This is a genomic window from Variovorax sp. 54 (genome assembly GCF_002754375.1).
Taxonomy (GTDB): domain Bacteria; phylum Pseudomonadota; class Gammaproteobacteria; order Burkholderiales; family Burkholderiaceae_C; genus Variovorax.
In genome coordinates, this window is the sequence record NZ_PEFF01000001.1 from 193,057 (window position 1) to 216,403 (window position 23,347).

A 23,347-nucleotide genomic window follows, 5' to 3' on the forward strand; every position below is an offset into this window, starting at 1 on the left:
CCCGCCCCCTCGGACGGGCCTGGGCTCTGGGCACATGACCCTGCGTGCGCCCGCTAGCTGCTGACCAGCCCAAGCCGCTTCACGATCTGCCGCTGGCTGGTCAGCTCCGCCTCGAGTTCCACCTTGAACTCGGCGCGTGAACGGCTCACGGTCGGGTACGAGCCGGTGGACGCAAGCAGTCGCTTGATCTCGTCGGTGCCCATCGCGTGCCGGAAGGCGACGAGCGCCCGCTCGGCGATGTCGTCTGGCGTGTCCGCGTGCATCGCCATGCCGCCCCACGACTCGAAGACATAGCGACCGCCCCCGCTCTCGGCGATCGTCGGCACCTGCGGGATCAGCGCCACGCGGCGTGCGCTGCTCGTGCCCAGCGCGCGCAACTTGCCGGCCGCGATCAGCGGCATGGCGGCGCCGAGCACGAGGATCGAGAAATCGATCTGCCCGCCGATCAGCGCGTTGATCGATTCCACCGCGCCCTTGTAGGGCACATGCAGTGCCTTGAAGTTGCCCGTGGCGTCGGCCAGGTACTCGACCGCCAGGTGCGCGGGCGAGCCCGCCCCCGCCGAGCCGTAGCTGAGCGAGCCCGGCTTGCTGCGCCCGGTCTCGATGAGCTCGCCCATGCTCTTGAAGCGCGAATCCGCCGCAACCACGCACACGAAGGGCGAGGTGGTCAGCCGCGTCACGGGCTTCAGTTCGGCCAGCAAATCGAACTTCGGGTTCATCGCCGACAGCGTGACGATGCCCGACGACAGCGACAGAAAGTTGTGCGCGTCGGGTGCGCCCTTCGACACCTGGCGCGCTGCGATCAGGCCCGACGCACCGGGCTTGGCCTCCACAACGATGGGCTGCCCCAGCTGCGACTGCAGCGACGGGCCGAGCTGACGCGCCAGCATGTCGGGCGTTCCACCCGCGGGATAAGGCACGACGATGCGCAACGGTTTGGTCGGCCATGCGGCAGCGGCAGCCAGCGCGCGGCCCGGCAGGCCGAGCACGGACGCGGGAGCGAGCGATGCAAGGGCCCAGGCCAGGCCTTGCCGGCGTGAGATGAGGGGGTTCATGGCGATCCTTCCTTCGTTCTTCGTGTGAGGGCGGTGGTCAGTCGAGCTGGGCCTGCGCTTCCGGCCGGTTGGCGATGCTGTCGGGAGCCTGCGCGCCCGGCGTCACCCAGACCCGCGCGATGCGGCCGGTGAACGCGAAGGTGCCCCGCCCTTCGTAGAGGCGGCTCACCTTGCGCTTGCGGTCGAGGCCGACGTCGACGCCCTCGCCGCCCAGGCGCAGGAAGGTCGGCGTCATGTCGAGGTGCAGGTTGTGGCGCTGGCCGTCGAGCACGAGCGTGCCCTCGCCCCGGCGCGCGCCGAGCGCCCGGTGTTCGAGCGTGAAGCGGTGCGTGCCCGCGCCCAGCGCGATGGCCACCGAGCGCTGCACGGATGCACCCGCCGTGAAGGCCACGTGCAGCTGCCCATCGAGCACGAAGGCTGCAAGGCCGTTCATGTTGTCGCCGATGGCGTAGAGCACGCCGGTGTCCTCTCCCGTGCATTCGAATTCGCAGTCGATGCGGTAGTCGCGGTCGGCGATGAGCGCCGCGATCACGATGGGCGACGCGGTGCCGGTGCCGGGGTAGAAGGTGCGCACACGCGCGCTCTCTTCTTCCAGGAACGGCGGCAGGCCCAGCACGCGCCGGTTGTCGCGGTTGTCCAGCGGGTAGACGTAGTTGGCCTCGGCATCGCGCTCGAAGGCCTCGATGAGTTCGCGCAGCTTCTGCGGCTCGTGCGCCGCGAGGTCGTTGCATTCGGTCGGGTCGGCCTGCAGGTCGAACAGCAGCCACTGGTCGAGCGCGATGGGCGTGCCCGGCGGTTGCAGCGACACGATCTTCCAGCGCCCGCTGATGTAGCCCCGGTTGCCTTCGAGTTCGAAGTGCTGCCGCTCGCGGGCAGACGGATGGGCGGGGTCGGCCAGCATGCCCTTGAAGCTCACGCCGTCCAGGCCGCGCGTGCGGTAGCCGTTGAAGGCCTGCGGGTAGTCGGTGCCCAGCACGTCGAGCAAGGTCGGCACCAGGTCGCTCACGTGAATCCACTGGCGGCGGATCGCGCCGGGGTCGGGCACCTTGTTCGGCCAGCTCGCAATGAACGGCACGCGGATGCCACCGTTCATGGGCGTGCGCTTGTAGAAGCGGAACGGCGTGTTCGAGGCGTTGGCCCATCCTGCCGGGTAGGCGGGGAACGAGTCGGGCCCGCCGAGGCGGCCGTCGAGGTAAAGCGAGTGCGCCAGCTGCGGGTCTTCGGTGCGCGTGACGCGCTTCTCGTAGATGTTGGCCGCGCCTTCCAGCCCGCCGATCGACGACGCGCCGTTGTCCGAGGTGAGCACGATCAGCGTGTTGTCGTACACACCCAGCTGCTTGAGCTCGTCCACCAGGCGGCCGATGCTGCGGTCGATGTTCTGCACCATGGCCGCGTATATCTGCATGTACTGCGACATCACGGGCTTCTGTTCGTCAGGCACGTCGGCCCACGGCTTCACGCCCGGGCTTTCGGGGGACAGTTGCCAGTCCGGCGGCACCAGGCCCGATGCGACCTGGCGCGCGAAGCGCTGCTTGCGCGTGGCGTCCCAGCCTTCTGCGTACACGCCGTCGTAGGCCGCGATGTCTTCGGGCTTCGCGTGCAGCGGCACGTGCGGCGCGTTGTGCGCGAGGTACAGAAGGAAGGGCTTGTCGGGCGCAGCGCTGCGGTGCGAGCGCAGGTACTTGATGCTGCGGTCGGTCCAGTCGTCGGTGCAGTAGTAGTCCTTGGGCAGCTCGTCGATGTCGGCGACGTCGTTGCCTTCGATGAGCTGGCCCGGCGAGAAGAAGTGCGTCTCGGCGCCGAGGAAGCCGTAGAAGTGATCGAAGCCGCGCTGCAGCGGCCATGCGGTGCGCGTTGCGGCGGAGCTCACGTGGTAGTCGGCCGTGTTGTGCCACTTGCCGACCGCGTAGGTGGCGTAGCCCGCCTCGCGCAGCAGCTCGGGCAGCGTGGGCGCGTCGAGGCTGATCTCGCCGGCCTGGTAGCCCGGGTAACCGGGGTTGTTGTGGGTGAGCCAGCCGCAGCCGACCGAATGCGGGTTCTTGCCCGTCATCATCGCCGCGCGTGCCGGCGTGCACATCGGCACCGTGGTGTAGCCCGTGAAGCGCAGGCCGTGTGCGGCCAGGGCGTCGATGTGCGGCGTGCGGATCTCGCTGCCGAAGCAACCGAAGTCCGAGAAACCGAGGTCGTCCAGCAGGATGACCACCACGTTGGGCGCACCGGCGGGCGCCTTCTTCTCAGGCCGCCACCAGGGCTTGGAAGTGCCCAGGGTCTTGCCGATGGTGGCGCCGTGGTCGCGGCCGGGGTCGGCGCTGCGCAGCAGGTCGTTCGTGTCGTGTGCGTGGGTCATGGGTGCTTCTCCAGGATGAGGTCGGCCGCCTTCTCGCCGATGGCGATCGACGCGGCATTGGTGTTCGATGAAGGCATCGTCGGCATGATCGAAGAGTCGACGACGCGCAGGCCCTGCACGCCGCGCACCCGCAGGCTGGCATCGACCACGGCCAGGGGGTCGTTGCCCATCTTGCAAGTGCCGATGGGGTGCCACGAGGTCTGGCCGCAGCCGCGGATGTAGGCCAGCAGTTCGTCGTCCGACTCGATGTTCAGGCCCGGGCGCGTCTCGCGCTTCACGTAGGCCGCGAGCGCGGGCTGGCGGGCCACGCGGCGCGCCAGCCGCAGCGCCTTGAGCATGGCCTCGATATCGGCGGGGTCGCTCAGGTAGCGCGGGTCCATCGCCGGGTCGTCGGTGGCGGAGCGGGTGACGGCATGCACCTCGCCGCGCGACTGCGGACGCAGCTGGAACAGGCCGATGCCGAAGCCCGGAAACGGATCGGTGCCCGCGCCCTTGCTGCGCGAGTAACGGTCCTTGCCGGTGATGTGGTGCATCTGGATCTTCACCGTCGGGCGCTCGTCGCGTGCATCGGCGCGGGCCAGCGCATGCGCCGTGGCCGAGGGCGTGGCCATCATGCCGCGCCCGGTCAGCAGGTAGCGCGCGCCCATCAGGCCCTGGCGCAGCGGGCTGCTCACCACCTCGTTCAGCGTGACGCGCTGGCTGCATTCGAAAGTGATGCGCGCCTGCAGGTGATCGATGAGGTTCTCGCCCACGCCGGGTGCGTGATGCGCCACGTCGATGCCCAGCGCCTGCAGCCGGTCGCCATCGCCGATGCCCGAGAGTTCGAGCAGCTGCGGCGACTTGATCGGCCCGGCGCTGAGGATCACCTCGGCTCGTGCGCGGGCCCGGCGCTTCACGCCGCCGTGCAGGTAGTCGATGCCCACGGCGCGGCGGTTCTCGAGCACGATGCCCAGCGCGACCGCTTCGGTGCGCAGATCGAGCGAGGCCGGCCGGCTGTCGCCCAGGTAGCCGCGCGCCGTGCCGCAACGGCGCCCGTTCGCGGTGTTCAGCTGCAGGTAGGAAACGCCTTCGTAGGCGCCGCCGTTGTAGTCCGGCGTGGCGGGAATGCCCGCCTCCACGCAGGCCTTCACGAACGCGCCGCCCAGCGGCTGCGGATCGTTGGCCAGGCTGGTCACGCCGATGGGGCCGGTGCGTCCGCGTTGGCTCTCGTCGCCGCCCGCATAGGACTCCATGCGCTTGAAGTACGGCAGCAGGTCGGCGTAGCCCCAGCCCGGGTTGCCGAGGTCGCGCCAGTGGTCGAACTCGCGCGGTTCGCCGCGCACGTAGATCATGCCGTTGACGGAGCTGGAGCCGCCGGGCAGCCGGCCGCGCGGCCAGTAGATGCGCTGGTTGCCCAGCCCCGCCTGCGGTGCGGTCTGGAAGGGCCACACGTAGTCCGGGTTGGTGAGCAGCTTCGCGATGCCCAGCGGCGTGCGCACCCAGAAGTCGTTCTGCCGCGGCTTCCCCGCTTCGAGCAGGAGCACGCTTGTCTGTGGGCGCTGCGCCAGGCGGTGCGCCAGCGCCGCACCGGACGAGCCGGCGCCCACCACGATGTAGTCGAAGTCTTCGGTCTGCATGGTCGGTGCGCTCACGAGGCAGACGCCTGCAGCCAGGCCCGCAATGCGCGTGCGCCGTCGCCCATGCGCGAGAACTGGAGGTCGGGAATTTCCGTCTGCACGCCGCCTGCGGCCAGGCGCGAGGGCAAGGGCTCGACCTGCAGCTCGGCGAAGCACGGACCCGGCAGGTCCTTCAGGCGGGCAAAGCCGGTGGCCCACTCGGCGGCGTTGTCGAAACGCTCGGCGTGCGCGTAGCCAGCCGCAAGGGCATGCGCGGCAAAGTCGCAGCCCTCGACGGGCGCCTTCAGGTTGGCCAGCCCGGTGAACTGCGTGCCGTTGCGCAGCACCACATGCAGCAGGTTGTGCGGGCGCTGGCTTGCAACGCTCACCAGGCCGCCCAGCTCCATCAGCAGGCTCGCATCGCCGTCGACGACGATCACCCGGCGGTCGGGCCGCGCCATGGCCAGGCCCAGCCCCAGGCAGGCGGCGCCGCCCATCAGCGGCACCGAGTCGACGCGCCCTTGGCGCACCTCCAGCGCATCGAACAGGAACATCGCTCCCATGGTGGAGACGATGACGGCGTCTTCGCGGCCTTGTGCGATGACGCGGCAGGCTTCGATCATTGGCATGCTCATGTGTGTCTCCTCAGTGCCAGGCCATGGGCGCGCCGACGATCAGCACGACGGGGCCGCCGCGCGCCTCGGACGCTTCGAACGCGGCATCGATGCAGCGCAGGTCGTCCTCGCCGTCGAGGCGATGGAACGGAATGTCGAGCGTCTGCAGCATGGGCTCGAGCAGGCGCACCATGGTGCGGCGCGACTGCGTGCTGGGCTTGTCGAAGTTGTCGAACTCGCGGCCGAACTGGCCGACCATGAGCACCAGCGGAATCTGCGCGTCGAGTCCGACGGCGCGCAACGTGTTGATGCAGTTGTAGAAGCCCTGGTTCTGCATCACCACGAGGGCGCGAGAACCCGCTATGTACAATCCCGCCGCCAGTGTCAGGCACTGGTTTTCGTTGCTGCAATTGGCGATATCGATGCCGGCTTCGGACGCATCCAGGTGCGAATGAAGCGAGAGCTGGACCCAGTCGGGGACCGTGACCACATGCCGCACGGCGCAGCGCTGCAAGGCGGCCACGGCGGCACTTGCGGGGATCGGATGGGAGACAGAAGCGTGCATGTTGTATCTCTGGTGTTCGGGTGCCGTGTAGTGTGGGCAGCCGCACTTTTTTCGTCTGTCGGGTACCCGACGTCCGCGGCTCGGGTTTACGCGCAATGAAGGCGCGCGCCGAACCGCTCGTGCAGGCCCTGGCCGCCGTGCCGTGGCTGCGCGCCAGCGGAGACGCCGCGGTCGAGTGCCTGGCCGACGCCTCGCACCTGCAGCACCTGGTCGACCGACAAGCCGTCGGCTCGCGCGGCACGCAGACGTCCCACCTCGTCGTCGTCGCGAGCGGCACGCTCGAACTCAGCATGACCAATGTGCAGGGCAAGCGGCACACCACGAGCCTGCTCGGCAAGGGGCAGGTGTTCGGGCTGATTCCGCTGCTCGACGGTTCGACGCTCATTCACGACGCGTGCGCGCGCGGCGCGAGCAGCATCGTCGTCGTGCCGCGCGATGCCATCCTGTCGACGATGGAGGCACAGCCGGCGCTGGCGATGCAGATGCTCCTGCTGATGTGCCAGCGGGCGCGCCACAACTACGAAGTGCTCGCGGGGCTGTCGCTGCTGCCGCTGCACGTGCGCGTGGTGCGGCTGTTGCTGGATCGGTCGTCGGAGCAGCGCATCCACCTGACCCAGGCCGCACTCGCGGAAATGCTGGGCGCGTCGCGCCAGAGCGTCAATCTCGAGCTGAAGAAGCTCGAACGCAGCGGCGCGATCGCCATCTCGCGTGGCGACATCGAGATTCTCGATGCCGGTCAGCTGCAGGCGATTGCAGGGAGCTAGCACTCCCGGGCTCAGAACTGCGGCAGGGGCGCGCTGGAGCCGCAGAAAAAAGAAAAGCCGCTATTCCTGAAAATAGCGGCCTGTCTAGTAGCTGGTAGCCAAGAAAAGGCTTGGTAGGACGTACTGGATTCGAACCAGTGACCAACGGATTAAAAGTCCGCTGCTCTACCAACTGAGCTAACGTCCCGGAACCATTTTTCTTGCTTCTTGCCGACGTTGAATCCGGCAAAGCCTTGGATTATAGCGTGGTGTTTCGCGCAATTTCGTCGAGCACCCATCCTGCCGCACATTGACCGAAGGTGGCGGTCACGCTGACCACCGATCCGTAGCCGTGGCAGTTGAGCGAACCGTCGCCCGAATCGATCTGGCAGGACGCATCGGGCGGCGCCACGCTCTCGCGGCTGAACACGCAGGCCACGCCGATCTTGCGGCCTTCGCGCGGTGCGCCGTGCAGCTTGCGCAGCCGCTGGCGAAGCTGGGCCAGCAATGGGTCGTGGGTGACGAGCGACAGGTCGTCGATGTCGACCTTGTGCGCCTGCCGCTTGCCGCCCGCCGCACCAACGGTGATGAATGCGGTGCTGCGCGACACCGTGCGCGCCCATGCGGCCATGGCGAGCTTGGCCTTCACCTGGTCGCAGGCATCGATGACCGCGTGAACGGGCCCATGAGTGGCTTGCGCGGTTTCGAGCAGCGAGGCCCAGTTGTCGGGCTCGACGAACTCGTCGATGGCGAGCACCTGGCACTCGGGGTTGATCTGCGCGATGCGTTCGCGCATGGCCTCGACCTTGGCCTGCCCCACGGTGGAGTCAAGCGCGTGGATCTGGCGGTTGATGTTCGACTCCGACACGTGGTCGAGGTCGATGAGCGTGAGGCGCCCGACCCCGCTGCGCGCCAGCGCCTCGACCGCCCACGAGCCCACGCCGCCGATGCCGACGACCAGCACATGGGCATGGCGGATGCGCGCGGCACCGGCCACACCGTACAGGCGCTCGAGGCCGCCGAAGCGGCGCGCAAAGTCAGGCGCCGCGGTGTCGATGAGGACATCCGCGGCGGCCATGGGGAGGGACGAGGCTTCGGGCGAAGCGCTCAAGCGGAAAGCTCCGCTGAAACGGTCATTGCTTCAACGCAGGCGCGACAGACGCTCGCGGCCGGCCTGTGCGGCTTCCGACTGCGGGTAGGCCTTGGCCAGGTCTTCCAGCGTGCGGCGTGCGGCGCGCGTGTCCTTCAGCTCGATCTGGCAGTTCGCAATCGACAGCACGGCTTCGGGCGCCTTGGCGTGGTCGGGTGCGAGCGAGAGCATCGAACGGAAATTGGCGATGGCTTCGTTGTAGTTGCGCGTGGCGTACTGCGCATTGCCGAGCCAGAACAGCGCGGACGCGTTGTAGCCGCTTTGCGGGTAGCGCTTCACGAACTCGGCGAAGGCAGTCTGGGCCTGCGCGAACTGGCCCGCGCGGAAGATGCCCAGGGCCGCTTCGAAGTCGGCCTTTTCCTTCGGATCGGCGTTGAACTCGCGGCCATCGATCGAGACCTTGGAAGGCTCGTTCTGCTTGAGCTTGTCGTCGATCGTGGTCTGGCGCGACTGCATGTCGCTCAGCGTGCGCGTGAGCTGCTCGTTCTGGCCGGTCATGCGTGCCAGTTCACCGCGCATCTGCTCGATCTGGCTTTGCAGGTCGAGCAGGCTGCGACGCAGCTGGCCGTTTTCATCGGCCAGGCGCTGGTCGGTCTGCTGGCGCATGGCTTCGACACGCTGGCGCAGGTCGAGGATGGCCTTGCGGGCCTCGTCGTCCTCGAACAGCGCAGCCTGCGAGCCGGCCGACGCGCAGAGCAAGGCGGCGGCGAGGGCCGCGCCTCGCCACAGGGCACGTGGTTGCATCACCGGGTGTAGCGGATTTCAGCGCGGCGGTTCTGCGCCCACACTTCTTCACCCGAGCCTTGAGCAGCAGGCTTTTCCTTGCCGAAGCTCACGGCTTCGATCTGGCTGTCGTTCACGCCCAGCAGCGTGAGCGCACGGCGCACGGCTTCGGAACGCTTCTGGCCGAGGGCCAGGTTGTACTCGCGGCCGCCGCGCTCGTCGGTGTGGCCTTCGATCGAGATGCGACGTTGCGTGGCGCCCTTGAGGAAGCGCGCATGGCCGTCGATGACCGACTGGAACTCGGGCTTGACCGTGTAGCTGTCGTAGTCGAAGTACACGATGCGTGCCACGCCGACCGGACCTTGCGCCGTGTTGGCATTGGGGTCGATGGTCACGGGTGCCACGGCGGTCGCGCCGCCTTGCTGGCCGCCGGCCGTGCCGGTGCGGTCGGTGACCGGCGTTTCGTTGAGCTTGGTGCCCGACGAGCAACCGGCGATGAGCGCCACGATGGCGAGCGAATAGATGGTGCGTTTCAACATGTGCGAACTCCTCAAGTAAATTTATCTGGTCAATGTTTATTGCTTTTGAAACGGACCCCAGTCCGGTTCGCGGATGTCTCCCGCCTGGCCCGCCAGGCGGGCTTTGATTTTTCCGTCCAGCGTGGTCGTCATGAGCGCCTCGCGACCTTGCAGGTGCGTGGCATAGACGATCAGCTTGCTATTGGGTGCGAAGCTCGGGCTCTCATCGGCCGTGGTGTCGGTGATCGCGGCGACATTGCCGCTGGCCAACTCCATCACGTGGAGTTTGAACGCACCACCGACCCGCGAGATGTAGGCCAACCACCGGCCATCGCCGCTGACAGACGGAGAAATGTTGTAGGTGCCGCTGAAGGTGACCCGCGTCGGGTTGCCGCCGCTGGCGCTCATCTTGTAGATCTGGGGCGCGCCGCCGCGGTCGCTCACGAAGTAGATCGTGCTGCCGTCGGCCGAATACACCGGCTCGGTGTCGATGCTCGAGCTCTGGGTGAGGCGGCGCGGCTCGCCGCCGCTGGCCGGAATGGTGAACAGCTGCGAGCCGCCGTCGCGGCTGAGCGTGACGGCCAGCGAGCCGCCGTCGGGTGCCCAGGCCGGGGCGCTGTTGGAGCCCTTGAAATTGGCGAGCAGCCGGCGCTGGCCGCTGGCCACGTTGTGCACGTAGACCACGGGCTTGCGCGACTCGAAGGACACATACGCCAGTTGCTGGCCGTTGGACGACCAGCAGGGCGAGATGATCGGCTCGGGGCTGGCCAGCGCGGCTTGCGCGTTCTCGCCGTCGGCATCGGCCACCCACAGCGAATAGCGGCTGCCGCCCTTGGTGACATAGGCGATGCGGGTCGAGAAAATGCCCTTGTCGCCGGTCAGCTTCTCATAGACGTAGTCGGCAATGCGGTGCGCTGCCAGGCGCAGATCACCCTGCGGCACGGTGTAGCTCTGGCCGCCGAGGTCGCGGTCTTTGACCACGTCCCACAGGCGGAAGCGCACGTCGTAGCGGCCGTCGGCCAGCCTGGTGACGCTGCCCACCACGAGCGAGTCGGCGGTGCGCTGGCGCCACAGGGCGAGGTCGGGGCGCGAGGATTCGTCGAGCGCCTGGCCCGAGGCATCCACGCCGCGGAACTGGCCGCTGCGCTCCAGGTCGGCCTGGACGATGTCGGAAATCTTCTGCGGCGAGGCGTCCTGCCCCTTGAAAGGCACGAGCGCGATCGGCAGCTGCGTCAGCCCCACGCCCGACACTTCGACCCGGAACTGGGCCATGGCGGGAAGCATGGGAGAGGCAGCAAGGGCCGCGATGAGGCTGCGGCGCGCAATCAACGATGAAGAAGGAGTTGGGGAAAGATCTGGCAACGGCTTGTTCATGCGGTTCGGAGAGGTTTCCGGGTAAAAAGTTTCTCCCCGGCGTTTCACGGGCCACATGTTACACACTGGGTTGAACCCGCCGTCACAAAACGTTTATCCGGCGAAATGGTCCTACAGCCCCTCCAAAAGACGGCCGGAGCCGCCCCGTAAAATCCGCCGCCATATGCAAGCATCCCCCGGCAGCGAGAGCGCCCGACCTCCCCTCATGCGCCGGCTGGCGCGACTCATGACCTGGTTCGGCAGTTCGCGCCAATGGTGGGCCGTGGGGCTGATCGGCGCCCTGCTGGCCGCCCTCACCGAGCCGCTCATGGCCGCCCTGCTCAAGCCGCTGCTCGACCGGGGCTTCACGCGCGGCGAGATGCCGCTGTGGTTCATTCCGGCCGCCGTGCTGCTGCTGTTCGCGGTGCGCGGCATCGCCCAGTTCATTTCGCAGTACGCGCTCTCGCGCATCGCCAACGAAGGCATGCAGAAATTGCGCCGCGTGCTGTTCGAGCGGCTGCTCGGCGCCGAGCTGGCGCTGTTCGCCCGGCAATCGGCCAGTGCGCTGTCGAACACGGTGGTGTACGAGGTGCAGACCGGCGCCATGCTGCTGGTGCAGGCGCTGCTCGGGCTGTCGCGCGACGGCTTCACGCTGATCGCGCTGCTGGGCTACCTGGTCTACCTGAACTGGAAGCTCACGCTCATCGTCGCCTTCCTGGTGCCCAGCATCTCCTGGATCATGAAGGTGTTCTCCAAGCGCCTGTACAAGCTCACGCAGCAAGGCCAACAGGCCACCGACGAGCTGGCCTACGTGGTCGAGGAAAACGTGCTGGCCCACCGCGTGGTGCGGCTGCACGGCGCCGAGCAGGCGCAGGAGCGCCGCTTCGAGCAGTTGAGCCAGCGCCTGAACCGCCTGGCCGTGAAGTCCACCATCGCCCAGGCCGCCACCACGCCGCTGACGCAGATGATGGCCTCGCTGGCGCTGTCGATCGTGGTGATGATCGCCCTCTGGCAAAGCGGCAAGCAGGGCTTCACGGTGGGCGGCTTCGTCGCCTACATCACGGCCATGCTGATGCTGATCGCGCCGATCCGCCGCCTCGCCGAAGTGGCCGGGCCCATCACGCGCGGCCTGGCTGCGCTCGAGCGCGGGCTGATCCTCATCGACGAGGTGGCACCGGAATCGCAGGGCGACTACCGCGTCGAGCACGCGAAGGGCCACATCGAGTTGCGCAATGTCGAAGTCAGCTACCGCGGCGAAGACGGGCTGCGCGCCCTGGACGGCGTGAACCTCGTCATCGAGCCGGGCCAGGTGGTGGCTTTTGTCGGGCCGTCGGGCTCGGGCAAGACCACGCTGGTCAACCTGCTGCCGCGCTTCGTGCAGCCCAGCGGCGGCCAGGTGCTCCTCGACGGCCACGACACCAGCGAATGGCAGCTCAAGAGCCTGCGCGCCCAGTTCGCGATGGTGAGCCAGGACGTGGTGATGCTCAACGACACGCTCGCCGCCAACGTGGCACTCGGCGGCGACATCGACCTCGCGCGCGTGCAGGAGTGCCTCGAGGCAGCCAACCTGAGCGCGCATGTCGAGACGCTGCCCCAGGGCATCGAGACCGTGCTCGGCCACAACGCCACGCAGCTGTCGGGCGGCCAGCGCCAGCGGCTGGCGATTGCTCGCGCGCTCTACAAGAACGCGCCCGTGCTGCTGCTCGACGAAGCCACGTCGGCGCTCGACACCGAATCGGAACGGCTGGTGCAGGACGCCCTGCAGCGCCTGATGCAGGGCCGCACCACGCTGATCGTGGCGCACCGCCTGTCGACCATCCAGCACGCGGATCGCATCATCGTGATGGAGCAAGGCCGCATCGCCGAGCAAGGCAGCCACGAGCAGCTCATGGCACGCGACGGGCTCTATGCGCGTCTGCAGACGCTGGCGGTGCGCAGCGCGGCGCCGGGGCAAGACCCGACGCTCTGACGCACGCTACAGCAGCACGATGTCGTACTGCCCCTGCCCGATCGCGGGCTCCGACTGCAGCGAAATCGGCTTGCCGATGAAGTCGCTCAGCCCCGCGAGGTGCTGGCTCTCCTCATCGAGAAACAGCTCGATGACTTGCGGCGACGACACGATGCGGAACTCGCGCGGCGTGAACTGCCGCGCCTCGCGCAAGATCTCGCGCATCACGTCGTAGGCCACGCTGCGTGCAGTCTTCACGATGCCCTGCCCGCTGCAGGCCACGCAGGGCTCGCACAGCATGTGGGCCAGCGATTCGCGCGTGCGCTTGCGCGTCATCTCGACGAGGCCGAGCTGCGAGAAGCCGCCGGCCGTGGTCTTCACGCGGTCGCGTGCGAGCTGCTTGCGGAACTCGGCGAGCACCTGCTCGCGGTGGTCGTCGCGCGCCATGTCGATGAAGTCGACGATGACGATGCCGCCCAGGTTGCGCAGCCGCAGCTGCCGCGCAATCGCCTGCGCCGCCTCGAGGTTGGTCTTGAAGATGGTGTCGTCGAAGTTGCGCGCACCGACAAAGCCGCCAGTGTTCACGTCGACCGTGGTCAGCGCCTCGGTCTGGTCGACCACGAGGTAGCCGCCCGACTTCAAATCGACGCGCCGACCCAGCGCTTTCGCAATCTCCTCGTCCACCGAATACAGGTCGAAGATCGGCCGCTCGCCCTTGTAGTGCTGCAGCTTGCCGGCCGCCTGCGGCATGAATTCGAGGCCGAACTTGAGCAGCACCTCGAACTGTTCGCGCGAGTCGATGCGGATGGTCTGCGTGTCTTCGCTCGTCATGTCGCGCAGCACGCGCTGCAGCAGGCTCAGGTCCTGGTGCAGCAGCGACATGGCCGGCATCCGGCCCGAGGCCTCGCGGATGCGCGTCCAGGTCTTGCGCAGGTAGGCGATGTCTTCGGCCAGCTCGGCGTCGGCGGCGTCTTCGCCGTTGGTACGCAGGATGAAGCCGCCCGTGTTCACGGGCACCACGCCGCCGCTCTCGGCAGCCGCAGCCGCTTCGATGAGCGCCAGCATGCGGTTGCGCAGCGACTCGCGCTGGTCGGGCGGGATCTTCTGCGACACGCCGATGTGGTTGTCCTGCGGCAGGAACACCAGCAGCCGGCCCGCAATGCTGATCTGCGTGGACAGCCGCGCACCCTTGGTGCCGATCGGGTCCTTGATGACCTGCACCAGCAGCGACTGGCCTTCGAACACCTGCTTCTCGATGGGCACCATCGGCCCGCCGTTGCGGTGGTCGCGCTCGGGCGGCGTGGCGCTCGGGCGCGAGCCCGGCGTGAACGGCGAGACGATGTCGGCCACGTGCAGGAAGGCGGTGCGCTCCAGGCCGATGTCGATGAAGGCCGACTGCATGCCCGGCAGCACGCGCGAGACCTTGCCCAGGTAGATGTTGCCGACCAGCCCGCGCTCGAGCGTGCGCTCGACGTGCAGCTCTTGCACCGCGCCGTGCTCGACCAGCGCCACACGGGTCTCTTGCGGAGACCAGTTGATCAGGATGTCTTGCATGGAATTCTTAAGTATTGAAACCGGCCAGACGCGCATCACGGAGCAGCTGCGCGGTCTCGAACATGGGAAGTCCCATGATGCCCGAATAGGAGCCGCTGATGTGCTCGACGAACGCAGCCGCCGCGCCTTGAATGGCATAGGCGCCGGCCTTGCCGAGCGGCTCGCCGCTGGCGGCATACGCCGCGATCTGCTTCTGCGTGAGTGTGGCGAAGCGCACGCGCGACACGCTCAGCGCCGCATGGCGACGACGGCCGTGTTGCAGCGCGACAGCGGTGAGCACGCGGTGCGTGGCGCCGGACAGGTGCGCGAGCATGCGCTCGGCATCGCGTGCGTCCTCGGGCTTGCCGAGGATGGTACGGCCGAGCGCGACCGTGGTGTCGGCGCAGAGCACGGGCGCATCGGCGAGGCCGAGGCGCTTGCGGCGCGCGACGGCCGCATCGAGCTTGAGGGCGGTGACGCGCTGCACGTAGGCGGTGGGTGACTCGTTCGGCAGCAAGGCTTCGAGCGCCTCGGCGTCTTCGTCCGGGCCGGCCAGCAGCAGTTCGTGGCGCACGCCGAGCTGGCCGAGCAATTGGGCGCGGCGCGGGCTTTGCGACGCGAGGTAAATGAAGTCAGGCAAGTTCAGGTCTCCGTGGAGGGCCCCACCGCCGGCCCCGTGGTCATTCCCGGTGGTACGGATGGCCCGCGTTGACCGACCACGCCCGATAGAGCTGTTCGACCAGCAGCACGCGCGCCATGGCATGCGGCAGGGTCAGGTCGGACAGGCGGATGCGTTCGTGCGCCGCGGCCTTGAAGGCCGGGTCGAGCCCGTCGGGGCCGCCGATGACCAACGCGACATCGTCGCCCTCGACCTGCCAGGTCTGCAGTCGTGTGGCCAGCGCCTTGGTGGTGAGTGCGGTGCCGCGCTCGTCGAGCACGACGATGCGCATGCCGCGGGCGATGGCGCCCTCGATGCGCTCGCGCTCGGCGGCATACAGCGTCTCGAGTGTCTTGGAGCCGCGCGGCTCGGTCTTGACGGCGCGCAGCTCGAGCTTGAGCTCGGGCGGGAAGCGCTTGGCGTAGTCGTCCCAGGCAGTCTGCGCCCAGTCGGGCATGCGCTGCCCGACGGCGACCACCAGCAGCTTCATGCGCGGCGGGCGGGTGCCTTCTTGGCCGGCGCCTTCTTTGCCGCGACCTTCTTGGCCGCCGGCTTGCCGACGACCTTCACCGGCACGCGTGCGGTGCCCGTGGCGGACTTCTTCGCAGGCGCCTTCTTGGCGACGGTCTTGCCCGCGGTCTTCGAAGGGGCGCGCTTTGCCGGGGCCTTGGCGGCCTTGGCTTCCTGCTCGGCCGCGCGGATTGCGGTCTTGGCGGCGCTCGAACGGCGCAGGCTCGGCGTCTTGGCGGCGGGCGCCTTCTTCTCTTCGGCGCCCTTGACGGACGACGCGGTGGCCAGCGCGGGCTTGGTGGCGCCGAGCTTGGCGCGCACCGGCTTGTCGCCCCAGATCTCTTCGAGGTGGTAGTACTGGCGGATGGCGGGCTGCATGATGTGCGCCACGGCCGCGCCGCAGTCCACGATGATCCACTCGCCGTTTTCCTCGCCCTCGGTGCGCGGCTTGGCAAAGCCGGCCTCGCGCACGGCATCGCGCACGCTCGAAGCGAGCGCCTTGGTCTGGCGGTTGGAGGTGCCCGACGCCACGATCACGCGCTCGAACAGCGGCGAGAGGTGCTCCGTGTCGAATACCTGGATGTCCTGCGCCTTGACGTCTTCGAGACCATCGATGATGGCTCGCTGGAGTTTTTGGATGTCTTTTTTGGCGGCGGCTTCAGTGGTCATCAGGCAGAACGGTAGAGGTGGTGTTGGTCAATATAGCGTGCAACCGTGGGCGGAACCAGCGAGGAAATGTCCACACCCGACGCCACACGCCGCCGAATATCGGTGGCGCTGGTGTCCATGGCGGCAGGCAGTTCAAGCGCCTCGAAACGCGCGCCAGCCGGGAGGCCGGGCAGCTGTTTCGGATCAAAACGAGTGACGTCACCCGTCGATAGTGCGCGATACGCTACAGAAACGATAGCAATGCCGAGTATATCCTGCCAGCCGTGCCAGGTCGGCAAGGCAGCTGCCTGGTCGGCGCCCATCACCAGAACGAGCTGTGCGCCGGGCTGTTCTTTCTGCAATTCATGCAGCGTGTCGAGCGTGTAGGTCGGGCCGTCGCGCAACACTTCGCGGCTGTCGATGACGACCTTGCCCGTCAGGCCACCGAAGGCCAGTTGCGCCATCGCGAGGCGATCTTCCTTCGGCGTGAGCGTGCGGCGCTTGTGCCAGGCCTGCCCCGTGGGAATGACGTGCAGCTCCGTCAGATCGAGTTGCGCCAATGCCGCTTCGGCCAGGGCGACGTGGGCGTTGTGCGGCGGGTCGAAGGCCCCGCCGAAGACGCCGATGCGCAAAGCGGAACCGGAGGGGCTCACACCCAGTCCCGGCGCACGATGAAGTCGCTGTACAGCGCGGCTTCGGGGCTGCCCGCTTCGGGCTGTTGCCAATAGGCCCAGCTCGCAAGCGGTGGCATCGACAGCAGGATCGATTCGGTGCGTCCGCCCGACTGCAGGCCGAAGTGCGTGCCGCGGTCCCACACGAGGTTGAACTCGACATAGCGCCCGCGCCGGTACAGCTGGAATTCGCGTTCGCGCTCGCCGTACGGCATGCCGCGGCGGCGCTCGACGATCGGCAGGTAGGCCTGCAGGAAGGCATCGCCGACCGAGCGCATCAGCGCAAAGCCGTTCTCCATGCCGCCCTCGGCAAAGTCGTCGAAAAAGATGCCGCCGATGCCGCGCTGTTCGTTGCGATGCTTCAGAAAGAAATACTCGTCGCACCAGGTCTTGAAGCGCGGGTACTTGTCAGCGCCGAAGGGTGCGAGCGCGTCGCGGCACGCGGTGTGAAAGTGCACCGCGTCGTCTTCGAAGCCATAGCACGGCGTGAGGTCCATGCCGCCGCCGAACCAGCACACCGGTTCGCCGCCGCCGGCGGGTTGCGCGGCCAGCATGCGCACGTTCATGTGGACGATCGGCACGTAGGGGTTGCGCGGATGGAACACCAGCGACACGCCCATGGCCTCGAACGGCGCGCCCGACAGCTCGGGGCGGTTCTGCGTGGCCGAAGGCGGCAGCTTGGCGCCGCGCACCTGCGAGAAGCCGACGCCGGCACGCTCGAACAGCGCGCCGCCCTCGAGGATGCAGGTCAGGCCGTTGCCCTGCAGCGGCTCGCCGGGTTCTTTCTGCCAGGCGTCGCGCACCGCGCTGCCGCCGTCCGCCGCCTCGACCGCCGAGATGATCGATTGCTGCAGTCCGCGCAGGTAGTCGCCGACCGCCTTCGGCTGGGTGGCTGGCATCAGGATTGGGGCGCGTTGCGCGCGTTCAGCGCGCGGTAGCCGATGTCCCTGCGGTACTGCGCACCGTCGAACTGCACGCGCGCCGCGACCTCGTAGGCGCGCTGCTGCGCCTGCTTGACGCTGTCGGCCAGCACGGTCACGCAGAGCACGCGGCCGCCGCTGGTCTTGAGTTCGCCGTTTTCCAGCGTGGTGCCCGCGTGGAACACCACGGCATCGGGCGCTTCGGCCGGAATGCCGCTGATGCGGTCGCCCTTGCGCGGCGACAGCGGGTAGCCGTGCGCGGCCATCACCACGCCAAGCGCGACGCGCCGGTCCCACTGCAGCTCGACCTGGTCGAGCGTGCCATCGGTGGCGTGCCAGAACACCTCGAACAGGTCGGACTTGAGCCGCATCATGATCGGCTGCGTCTCGGGGTCGCCCATGCGGCAATTGAATTCGAGCGTCTTGGGTTGGCCGGCCGCGTCGATCATGAGACCGGCGTAGAGGAAGCCGGTGAACGGAATGCCGTCCTTTTCCATACCGCGGATGGTCGGCAGGATGATCTCGCGCATGGCGCGCGCATGCACCTCGGCCGTGACCACAGGTGCGGGCGAGTACGCACCCATGCCGCCGGTGTTCGGGCCTTCGTCGCCGTCGAGCAGTCGCTTGTGGTCCTGGCTGGTGGCGAGCGCGGCGACGTTCTTGCCGTCGCACATCACGATGAAGCTGGCTTCTTCGCCCTGCAAAAACTCTTCGATGACGACGCGCGCGCCGCCTTCGTTGTGCGACACGCCGAACTTGTTGTCGACCAGCATGAAGTCGACGGCTTCGTGCGCTTCCTGCGCGGTCATGGCAACCACCACGCCCTTGCCGGCGGCCAGGCCGTCGGCCTTGACGACGATCGGTGCGCCCTTGGCGTCGATGTACGCATGGGCCGCAGCGGCGTCGGTGAAGGCCTCGTACTCGGCCGTCGGGATCTTGTGGCGCTTCATGAAGGCCTTCGAGAAGGCCTTGGAGCTTTCGAGCTGCGCAGCCGCCTGCGTCGGGCCGAAGATGCGCAGGCCATGCGCGCGGAACTCGTCCACCACGCCGGCCGCCAGCGGCCCCTCGGGGCCGACCACGGTCAGCGCGATTTTCTCGGCCATCGCCCACTCGCGCAGCGCGGCGGGTTCGGTGATGTCGATGCAGTCGTAGCGTTCGTCGCTCACGGTGCCGCCGTTGCCGGGCGCCACGTAGACGCGGCTGACCCGGTTGCCCTGCGCCAGCCGCCACGCCAATGCGTGCTCGCGGCCCCCTCCTCCAATCACCAGTACCTTCATTCGCGGGCTTTCGTTTGTCGCTGTGGTTCCATCATTCATTCGCTCAGTCGGACAGTGCGGCGTTGTGATAAACGTCCTGCACGTCGTCCAGGTCCTCGAGCACGTCGAGGAGCTTCTGCATCTTGGCGGCGTCTTCGCCGGTCACGTCCACGGTGTTCTCGGCGCGCATCGTGATTTCGGCGGCATCGGGCTTCAGGCCCGCGGCTTCGAGCGCGTTTTTCACGGCCTCGAAGTCGCCGACGGCGGTGAGCACCTCGATGGCGCCGTCGTCGTCAGTGATCACGTCTTCGGCGCCGGCTTCGAGGGCCACTTCCATGACCTTGTCCTCGCTGGTGCCGGGCGCAAAGATGATCTGGCCGCAGTGCTTGAACTGGAAGGCCACCGAGCCTTCGGTGCCCATGTTGCCGCCGTACTTGGAGAAGGCGTGGCGCACTTCGGCCACGGTGCGCACGCGGTTGTCGGTCATGGTGTCGACGATGATCGCCGCGCCGCCGATGCCGTACCCTTCGTAACGAATTTCTTCGTAATTGACGCCTTCGAGGTTGCCCGTGGCCTTGTCGATGTTGCGCTTGACGGTATCGATGGGCAGGTTGACCGCCTTGGCTTTTTCGACCGCCAGCCGCAGCCGGGGGTTGGCGCTGAGGTCAGCGCCGCCGGCGCGTGCCGCCACCGTGATTTCACGGATGGCACGGGTCCAGAGCTTGCCCCGTTTCTCGTCCTGGCGGCCCTTGCGGTGCTGAATATTTGCCCACTTGCTGTGTCCGGCCATGGCTATCTCTCTCGCTGTCGTGTGTTTTCAAAGCAAGTGTGGAGTTTACTGTCCGGCGCACACAACGCTCCCCCGGCGCCCGGGATTTCCGCCCGGACCTTTTGGTGATAATTGTTCGATGACGCCATCGCCTATTGCCGGTACGGGAAATCCCGACGCCCTGCCGCCGCACGCCCCGCTGCCGCTGTACTACAACACCGAAGCGGAGCACCAGGCGTTCCTGCGGCGCATCTTCGACAGCACGGCCGCGGACTACGACCGCATCGAAGCCGTGCTGGCCTTCGGCACCGGCCCCGCGTACCGGCGCGACGCGCTGAAGCAGGCCGGCCTCGCGGCGGGCGCGCAGGTGCTCGACGTGGGCATCGGCACCGGGCTCGTCGCCCGCGAGGCCCTGAAGATCATCGGCCCCACCGGCAAACTCACAGGCGTCGACCCCAGCGTGGGAATGATGGGCCAGGTCCGGCTGCCCGGCGTCGAACTGATCCAAGGCGTGGCCGAGGCCCTGCCCCGCCCCGACGCCAGCTGCGATTTCGTGAGCATGGGCTACGCCATGCGCCACATCAGCGACGTGGCCGCCGCCTTTTCCGAATTCCACCGCGTGCTGCGCCCCGGCGGCCGCGTGGTGGTACTCGAGATCACCAAGCCCGAAGGCCGCATCGCCACCGCGCTGCTCAAGGGCTACATGCGCGCCGTGGTGCCGCTGATCGCCCGCGTGGTCGGCCGCCGCAGCGACACCTCGGAGCTGTGGCGCTACTACTGGGACACCATCGAGGCCTGCATCCCGCCCGAGCGCGTCATGCAGGCGCTGGGCACCGCCGGCTTCGGCGAGGTGCGCCGCTACGCAAGCCTCGGGGTCTTCTCTGCCTACACCGGCCGCAAACCCGAATCCACCGCCGACAAGGTTCGCTGAACGTGCGCGCGCCCGACGACCACCTTCATTCCCCCCTGCGCGTGGAGCGCCTCTCGCTGCCGGACAGCCTCGCGCTGGCCACGCACAGCCATGCACCCTTTGCCGCGCTCGGCTACGGCACGCCGCACGGTGTCGCCTGGATGCCCACGGTCAACGCGCGCGTGCTGTCGCCGCAAGGCGCGATGGCCGACGTGTGGCACGTGGGCGACGGAACCCAGGTCCGGTCGGGCACCACCGGCATCGCGCGCTGGCGCACCGACGGGCACTGGCTGCTGGGCGCCATCGACCTCGATGAAGCCGTGGAAGGCCAGAGCCTGACCGAGCTGTCGCAGCGCGCCTACCGCGACCTGTTCCGCACGCTCGACCAGGCCGGCACGCCGCACCTGCAGCGCATCTGGAACTACCTGCCGCGCATCAACGCTGACGGCGGCGGGCTCGAACGCTACCGTCAATTCAACCTGGGCCGGCAAGAGGCCTTCTTCGAAGCCGGCCGCGCCGCCTTCGAGGGCGCCCCGGCCGCCTGCGCGCTGGGCATCCGCCAGGGCGCGCTGTCGATCCGTTTTCTCGCGGGACGCGCCGCGCCGCTGCCGGTCGAGAACCCGCGGCAGGTGTCGGCCTACCGCTATCCCGAAACCTACGGCCCGCGCTCGCCGACCTTCTCGCGCGCTGCGCTGGCGGACATCGGTGACGGCCAGGTCGCGCTCTTCATCTCAGGCACGGCGAGCATCGTCGGCCACGAGACCGTGCACCACGGCGACGTGCGTGAGCAGGCCCGCGAAACGCTGCGCAATCTCGAGGCCGTGATCGCCTCCGCCCATGCGCAGACCACGGCGCGCTTCTCGCTCGATGCGCTCGATTGCGTGGTGTACGTGCGGCATCCGTCGGACACCGACGCCGTGCGCGAGGTAATCGAATCCGCGATCGGCGCCCCCGCGCCGATGGCCCGCCACGCGGTGTACCTGGAAGCCGACATCTGCCGCAGCGATCTGCTGGTCGAGATCGAGGCCCACACGGTCGCCGCCGGCCGGCTGCAGGCCGCCTGAGCGGCCCGCCGTCCGCCCGTCCGACCGACACCACCATTCATGAACGTGCTGCGTTTTCTCACGTCGATCCCGCTCGCGCTGATGCTCTACGCGCTGCTGCTCTTCCTCGGCCTGATCTCGCTGGTCTGGAACTTCGCCGCCATGCTGCTGTACCCGGTGATGCCGGCCGCACCGGCGCGCACGCTGGGCCGCATGACCATCGCCTTTGCCTACCGGATGTTCTGGTGGCTCGCGTCCGTCACCGGCATGATGCGCATCGACGCCTCGTGCCTGGACCCGATGCGCAACGAACCCGGCGTGATCTTCGTGGCCAACCATCCGACCATGCTCGACGCGCTGCTGCTGGTGGCGCGGCTGCCGCGCAGCGCCTGCATCATGAAGGCCGAGCTGATGGGCAACATCTTCCTCGGCGCGGGGGCCCGGCTGGCGCGCTACATCAGCAACAAGTCGGCCCGCACCATGGTGCGCCTGGCGGTCAACGACCTGCGCCAGGGCGGCCAGCTCGTGATCTTCCCTGAAGGCACGCGCACGGTGACGCCGCCGCTCAACCCCTTCCGTCCCGGCACCACGCTGATCGCCAAGCTGGCGCAGGCGCCGATCCAGACCGTGTTCATCGACACCGACTCGCCCTACCTGGGCAAGGGCTGGCCGCTGTGGCGCGTGCCACCGCTGCCCATCGTCTTCACGCTGCGGCTGGGCAAGCGCTTTGCGCCGACGCAGGACAGCGATGCGTTGCAGGTCGAGCTGGAACACTATTTCCGTCAACACATGGAGCAGCGCGCCACCGACGCGTCCCCCGAATGCCAGCAGACGCCTCGCGCACCCACCTTGTCCTGATTCCCAGCTACAACACGGGCGAGCGCCTGTTCTCGACAGTCGCCGCCGCGCGAGCCCAATGGAACCCGGTGTGGGTGGTGATCGACGGCAGCGACGACGGCACGGGCGAGCGGCTGCAGCAGATGGCGGCCGGCGATCCGGGCCTGCGCGTGTGGGTGCTGCCGCAGAACCAGGGCAAGGGCTCGGCGGTGCTGCACGGCTTGCGGGCAGCGAAAGAAGCGGGCTTCACGCATGCACTCACGATGGATTCCGACGGGCAGCATCCGGCGGACCTGATCCCCTCTTTCATGAACGCCTCGCTGGCGCGGCCCGAGACGATGGTGCTGGGCCGACCGGTGTTCGACGCCAGCGCGCCGCTGCTGCGGGTGCGCGGGCGGCGGGTGTCCAACGGCTGGACGCAGCTCGAGACGCTGTTCGCGGGTGTCGGAGATTCTCTCTACGGTTTTCGCGTGTACCCGGTGGTCGACCTGATCGCTGTGATGGCGCGGCAACCGTGGATGCGGCGCTTCGACTTCGATACCGAGGCGGTCGTGCGGCTGGCCTGGCGCGGGGTGAAGCCGGTGAACATCGATGCGCCTGTGAAATACCTGACGGCGGAGGAAGGCGGGGTGTCGCACTTTCGCTATGGGCGGGACAATGTGCTGCTGACTTGGATGCACACGCGGTTGATGGTGGAGTTTGTTTTGCGGTTGCCTGGGTTGCTCTTTCGCAAATTGCGGGGGGCGCCGCCATTTCAGGCCTAGCCTCTTTTTGAGGGGCGCCCGACAGGCGGTACGGCGCGGTCGGCCCCACTGTGCCGGCCGCTTCGCGGCTGCCCTGCGGTGCTCGCGTTTCACGGGGTCTCGCAGAACTCGCCTGCGGCTCAAACAGCTGCGAGCCCTGATCCGCGAAACGCTGCGCTCCTCGGCGGCACAGAGGGGCCGCCCACACCGCACCGCCTGCCGGGCACCTGCCGTGGCG

At 68.1% G+C, this 23,347-nt stretch carries 23 protein-coding genes and 1 tRNA gene; 6 read left to right on the top strand and 18 right to left on the bottom strand.

Annotated elements, in window-relative coordinates; all coding sequences use genetic code 11:
• Positions 1-53 precede the first annotated feature (53 nt).
• From CLU95_RS00890 to CLU95_RS00910, 5 genes are read right to left on the bottom strand one after another with little or no spacing between them, the layout of a single operon-like run.
• Positions 54-1,055, bottom strand: a complete 1,002-nt coding sequence (locus CLU95_RS00890; RefSeq protein WP_099789472.1) for a tripartite tricarboxylate transporter substrate binding protein — start codon at positions 1,053-1,055, stop codon at positions 54-56.
• Between the two features lie 37 nt (positions 1,056-1,092).
• Complete coding sequence (locus CLU95_RS00895; RefSeq protein ID WP_099789474.1) at positions 1,093-3,402, bottom strand: arylsulfatase; 2,310 nt, start codon at positions 3,400-3,402, stop codon at positions 1,093-1,095.
• The gene (locus CLU95_RS00900; RefSeq protein ID WP_099797054.1) at positions 3,399-5,018 is read right to left on the bottom strand and encodes a GMC family oxidoreductase; all 1,620 of its coding nucleotides are present in this window, start codon (positions 5,016-5,018) and stop codon (positions 3,399-3,401) included. The genes CLU95_RS00895 and CLU95_RS00900 overlap by 4 nt, the downstream gene beginning before the upstream one ends.
• A gap of 11 nt (positions 5,019-5,029) precedes the next feature.
• Positions 5,030-5,632, bottom strand: coding sequence for a thiamine pyrophosphate-dependent enzyme (locus tag CLU95_RS00905; RefSeq protein WP_099789477.1), 603 nt, complete (start codon positions 5,630-5,632; stop codon positions 5,030-5,032).
• A 10-nt stretch (positions 5,633-5,642) separates the two neighbouring features.
• Positions 5,643-6,176 carry a thiamine pyrophosphate-binding protein gene (locus tag CLU95_RS00910; RefSeq protein ID WP_099789480.1) on the bottom strand — a complete coding sequence of 178 codons (534 nt, stop codon included), beginning with the start codon at positions 6,174-6,176 and terminating at the stop codon, positions 5,643-5,645.
• Positions 6,177-6,271: 95 nt separating this feature from the next.
• Here CLU95_RS00910 and CLU95_RS00915 point away from each other — a divergent pair, with 95 nt between their 5' ends.
• A complete protein-coding gene (locus CLU95_RS00915) occupies positions 6,272-6,940 on the top strand; it encodes a Crp/Fnr family transcriptional regulator (protein WP_099789483.1) in 669 nt (222 codons plus the stop codon).
• Positions 6,941-7,051: 111 nt separating this feature from the next.
• Here CLU95_RS00915 and CLU95_RS00920 read toward each other — a convergent pair.
• From CLU95_RS00920 to tolB, 5 genes are all read right to left on the bottom strand, one after another.
• Positions 7,052-7,127, bottom strand: a tRNA-Lys gene (locus CLU95_RS00920).
• Positions 7,128-7,178: 51 nt separating this feature from the next.
• Positions 7,179-7,997: a tRNA threonylcarbamoyladenosine dehydratase gene (locus CLU95_RS00925; protein ID WP_099789487.1), complete on the bottom strand. Its 819-nt coding sequence runs from the start codon at positions 7,995-7,997 to the stop codon at positions 7,179-7,181.
• Positions 7,998-8,060: 63 nt separating this feature from the next.
• Positions 8,061-8,813: a tol-pal system protein YbgF gene (ybgF, locus tag CLU95_RS00930; RefSeq protein ID WP_099789491.1), complete on the bottom strand. Its 753-nt coding sequence runs from the start codon at positions 8,811-8,813 to the stop codon at positions 8,061-8,063.
• Entirely contained in the window at positions 8,813-9,331 is a 519-nt protein-coding gene (gene pal, locus CLU95_RS00935; protein ID WP_099789493.1) for a peptidoglycan-associated lipoprotein Pal, read from the bottom strand. Before pal ends, ybgF begins: the two co-directional genes overlap by 1 nt.
• Positions 9,332-9,367: 36 nt before the next feature.
• Positions 9,368-10,594: a Tol-Pal system beta propeller repeat protein TolB gene (tolB, locus tag CLU95_RS00940; protein ID WP_218967419.1), complete on the bottom strand. Its 1,227-nt coding sequence runs from the start codon at positions 10,592-10,594 to the stop codon at positions 9,368-9,370.
• 253 nt (positions 10,595-10,847) lie between these two features.
• Here tolB and msbA point away from each other — a divergent pair, with 253 nt between their 5' ends.
• Positions 10,848-12,632: a lipid A export permease/ATP-binding protein MsbA gene (msbA, locus tag CLU95_RS00945; RefSeq protein ID WP_099789499.1), complete on the top strand. Its 1,785-nt coding sequence runs from the start codon at positions 10,848-10,850 to the stop codon at positions 12,630-12,632.
• Between the two features lie 6 nt (positions 12,633-12,638).
• Here msbA and rng read toward each other — a convergent pair whose 3' ends face one another.
• The 8 genes from rng to CLU95_RS00985 are packed head-to-tail and all read right to left on the bottom strand — an operon-like array spanning position 12,639 to position 19,597.
• Positions 12,639-14,201 carry a ribonuclease G gene (rng, locus tag CLU95_RS00950; RefSeq protein WP_373669993.1) on the bottom strand — a complete coding sequence of 521 codons (1,563 nt, stop codon included), beginning with the start codon at positions 14,199-14,201 and terminating at the stop codon, positions 12,639-12,641.
• Positions 14,173-14,784, bottom strand: coding sequence for a Maf family protein (locus CLU95_RS00955; RefSeq protein ID WP_099789505.1), 612 nt, complete (start codon positions 14,782-14,784; stop codon positions 14,173-14,175). Before CLU95_RS00955 ends, rng begins: the two co-directional genes overlap by 29 nt.
• A gap of 40 nt (positions 14,785-14,824) precedes the next feature.
• Positions 14,825-15,292 (bottom strand): 23S rRNA (pseudouridine(1915)-N(3))-methyltransferase RlmH, encoded by a 468-nt coding sequence (gene rlmH / locus CLU95_RS00960; RefSeq protein WP_062470115.1) that lies wholly within the window; start codon positions 15,290-15,292, stop codon positions 14,825-14,827.
• On the bottom strand, positions 15,289-15,981 hold the full coding sequence (gene rsfS, locus CLU95_RS00965; protein ID WP_099789507.1) for a ribosome silencing factor: 693 nt from the start codon (positions 15,979-15,981) through the stop codon (positions 15,289-15,291). Before rsfS ends, rlmH begins: the two co-directional genes overlap by 4 nt.
• A complete protein-coding gene (gene nadD / locus CLU95_RS00970; protein WP_099789510.1) occupies positions 15,981-16,613 on the bottom strand; it encodes a nicotinate (nicotinamide) nucleotide adenylyltransferase in 633 nt (210 codons plus the stop codon). Before nadD ends, rsfS begins: the two co-directional genes overlap by 1 nt.
• The gene (gene hemF / locus CLU95_RS00975) at positions 16,610-17,530 is read right to left on the bottom strand and encodes an oxygen-dependent coproporphyrinogen oxidase (RefSeq protein ID WP_099789513.1); all 921 of its coding nucleotides are present in this window, start codon (positions 17,528-17,530) and stop codon (positions 16,610-16,612) included. The genes nadD and hemF overlap by 4 nt, the downstream gene beginning before the upstream one ends.
• On the bottom strand, positions 17,530-18,828 hold the full coding sequence (purD, locus tag CLU95_RS00980) for a phosphoribosylamine--glycine ligase (RefSeq protein ID WP_099789516.1): 1,299 nt from the start codon (positions 18,826-18,828) through the stop codon (positions 17,530-17,532). The genes hemF and purD overlap by 1 nt, the downstream gene beginning before the upstream one ends.
• Before the next feature lie 43 nt (positions 18,829-18,871).
• A complete protein-coding gene (locus tag CLU95_RS00985) occupies positions 18,872-19,597 on the bottom strand; it encodes a YebC/PmpR family DNA-binding transcriptional regulator (RefSeq protein ID WP_099789518.1) in 726 nt (241 codons plus the stop codon).
• Positions 19,598-19,715: 118 nt separating this feature from the next.
• On the opposite strand from CLU95_RS00985, the gene CLU95_RS00990 reads away from it, so the two are divergent.
• From CLU95_RS00990 to CLU95_RS01005, 4 genes are read left to right on the top strand one after another with little or no spacing between them, the layout of a single operon-like run.
• Complete coding sequence (locus CLU95_RS00990) at positions 19,716-20,507, top strand: class I SAM-dependent methyltransferase (RefSeq protein ID WP_099789521.1); 792 nt, start codon at positions 19,716-19,718, stop codon at positions 20,505-20,507.
• A gap of 2 nt (positions 20,508-20,509) precedes the next feature.
• Entirely contained in the window at positions 20,510-21,550 is a 1,041-nt protein-coding gene (locus CLU95_RS00995; protein WP_099789524.1) for a chorismate transformation enzyme, FkbO/Hyg5 family, read from the top strand.
• A gap of 39 nt (positions 21,551-21,589) precedes the next feature.
• Positions 21,590-22,387 (top strand): lysophospholipid acyltransferase family protein, encoded by a 798-nt coding sequence (locus CLU95_RS01000; RefSeq protein WP_099789527.1) that lies wholly within the window; start codon positions 21,590-21,592, stop codon positions 22,385-22,387.
• Positions 22,351-23,130, top strand: coding sequence for a glycosyltransferase family 2 protein (locus tag CLU95_RS01005; RefSeq protein ID WP_099789530.1), 780 nt, complete (start codon positions 22,351-22,353; stop codon positions 23,128-23,130). Before CLU95_RS01000 ends, CLU95_RS01005 begins: the two co-directional genes overlap by 37 nt.
• Positions 23,131-23,347: the final 217 nt, after the last annotated feature.

Excerpts from the sequence above, each read along its gene's own strand:
- CLU95_RS01000 (WP_099789527.1), top strand. The coding sequence starts at position 21,590 with ATGAACGTGCTGCGTTTTCTCACGTCGATCCCGCTCGCGCTGATGCTC.
- pal (WP_099789493.1), bottom strand. The coding sequence starts at position 9,331 with ATGTTGAAACGCACCATCTATTCGCTCGCCATCGTGGCGCTCATCGCC.
- CLU95_RS00905 (WP_099789477.1), bottom strand. The coding sequence starts at position 5,632 with ATGAGCATGCCAATGATCGAAGCCTGCCGCGTCATCGCACAAGGCCGC.
- CLU95_RS01005 (WP_099789530.1), top strand. The coding sequence starts at position 22,351 with ATGCCAGCAGACGCCTCGCGCACCCACCTTGTCCTGATTCCCAGCTAC.
- ybgF (WP_099789491.1), bottom strand. The coding sequence starts at position 8,813 with ATGCAACCACGTGCCCTGTGGCGAGGCGCGGCCCTCGCCGCCGCCTTG.
- rng (WP_373669993.1), bottom strand. The coding sequence starts at position 14,201 with ATGCGCGTCTGGCCGGTTTCAATACTTAAGAATTCCATGCAAGACATC.
- tolB (WP_218967419.1), bottom strand. The coding sequence starts at position 10,594 with ATGCTTCCCGCCATGGCCCAGTTCCGGGTCGAAGTGTCGGGCGTGGGG.
- CLU95_RS00890 (WP_099789472.1), bottom strand. The coding sequence starts at position 1,055 with ATGAACCCCCTCATCTCACGCCGGCAAGGCCTGGCCTGGGCCCTTGCA.
- purD (WP_099789516.1), bottom strand. The coding sequence starts at position 18,828 with ATGAAGGTACTGGTGATTGGAGGAGGGGGCCGCGAGCACGCATTGGCG.
- hemF (WP_099789513.1), bottom strand. The coding sequence starts at position 17,530 with ATGCCAGCCACCCAGCCGAAGGCGGTCGGCGACTACCTGCGCGGACTG.
- CLU95_RS00900 (WP_099797054.1), bottom strand. The coding sequence starts at position 5,018 with ATGCAGACCGAAGACTTCGACTACATCGTGGTGGGCGCCGGCTCGTCC.
- rlmH (WP_062470115.1), bottom strand. The coding sequence starts at position 15,292 with ATGAAGCTGCTGGTGGTCGCCGTCGGGCAGCGCATGCCCGACTGGGCG.
- CLU95_RS00915 (WP_099789483.1), top strand. The coding sequence starts at position 6,272 with ATGAAGGCGCGCGCCGAACCGCTCGTGCAGGCCCTGGCCGCCGTGCCG.
- CLU95_RS00925 (WP_099789487.1), bottom strand. The coding sequence starts at position 7,997 with ATGGCCGCCGCGGATGTCCTCATCGACACCGCGGCGCCTGACTTTGCG.
- CLU95_RS00895 (WP_099789474.1), bottom strand. The coding sequence starts at position 3,402 with ATGACCCACGCACACGACACGAACGACCTGCTGCGCAGCGCCGACCCC.
- CLU95_RS00990 (WP_099789521.1), top strand. The coding sequence starts at position 19,716 with ATGACGCCATCGCCTATTGCCGGTACGGGAAATCCCGACGCCCTGCCG.
- CLU95_RS00985 (WP_099789518.1), bottom strand. The coding sequence starts at position 19,597 with ATGGCCGGACACAGCAAGTGGGCAAATATTCAGCACCGCAAGGGCCGC.
- rsfS (WP_099789507.1), bottom strand. The coding sequence starts at position 15,981 with ATGACCACTGAAGCCGCCGCCAAAAAAGACATCCAAAAACTCCAGCGA.
- CLU95_RS00910 (WP_099789480.1), bottom strand. The coding sequence starts at position 6,176 with ATGCACGCTTCTGTCTCCCATCCGATCCCCGCAAGTGCCGCCGTGGCC.
- msbA (WP_099789499.1), top strand. The coding sequence starts at position 10,848 with ATGCAAGCATCCCCCGGCAGCGAGAGCGCCCGACCTCCCCTCATGCGC.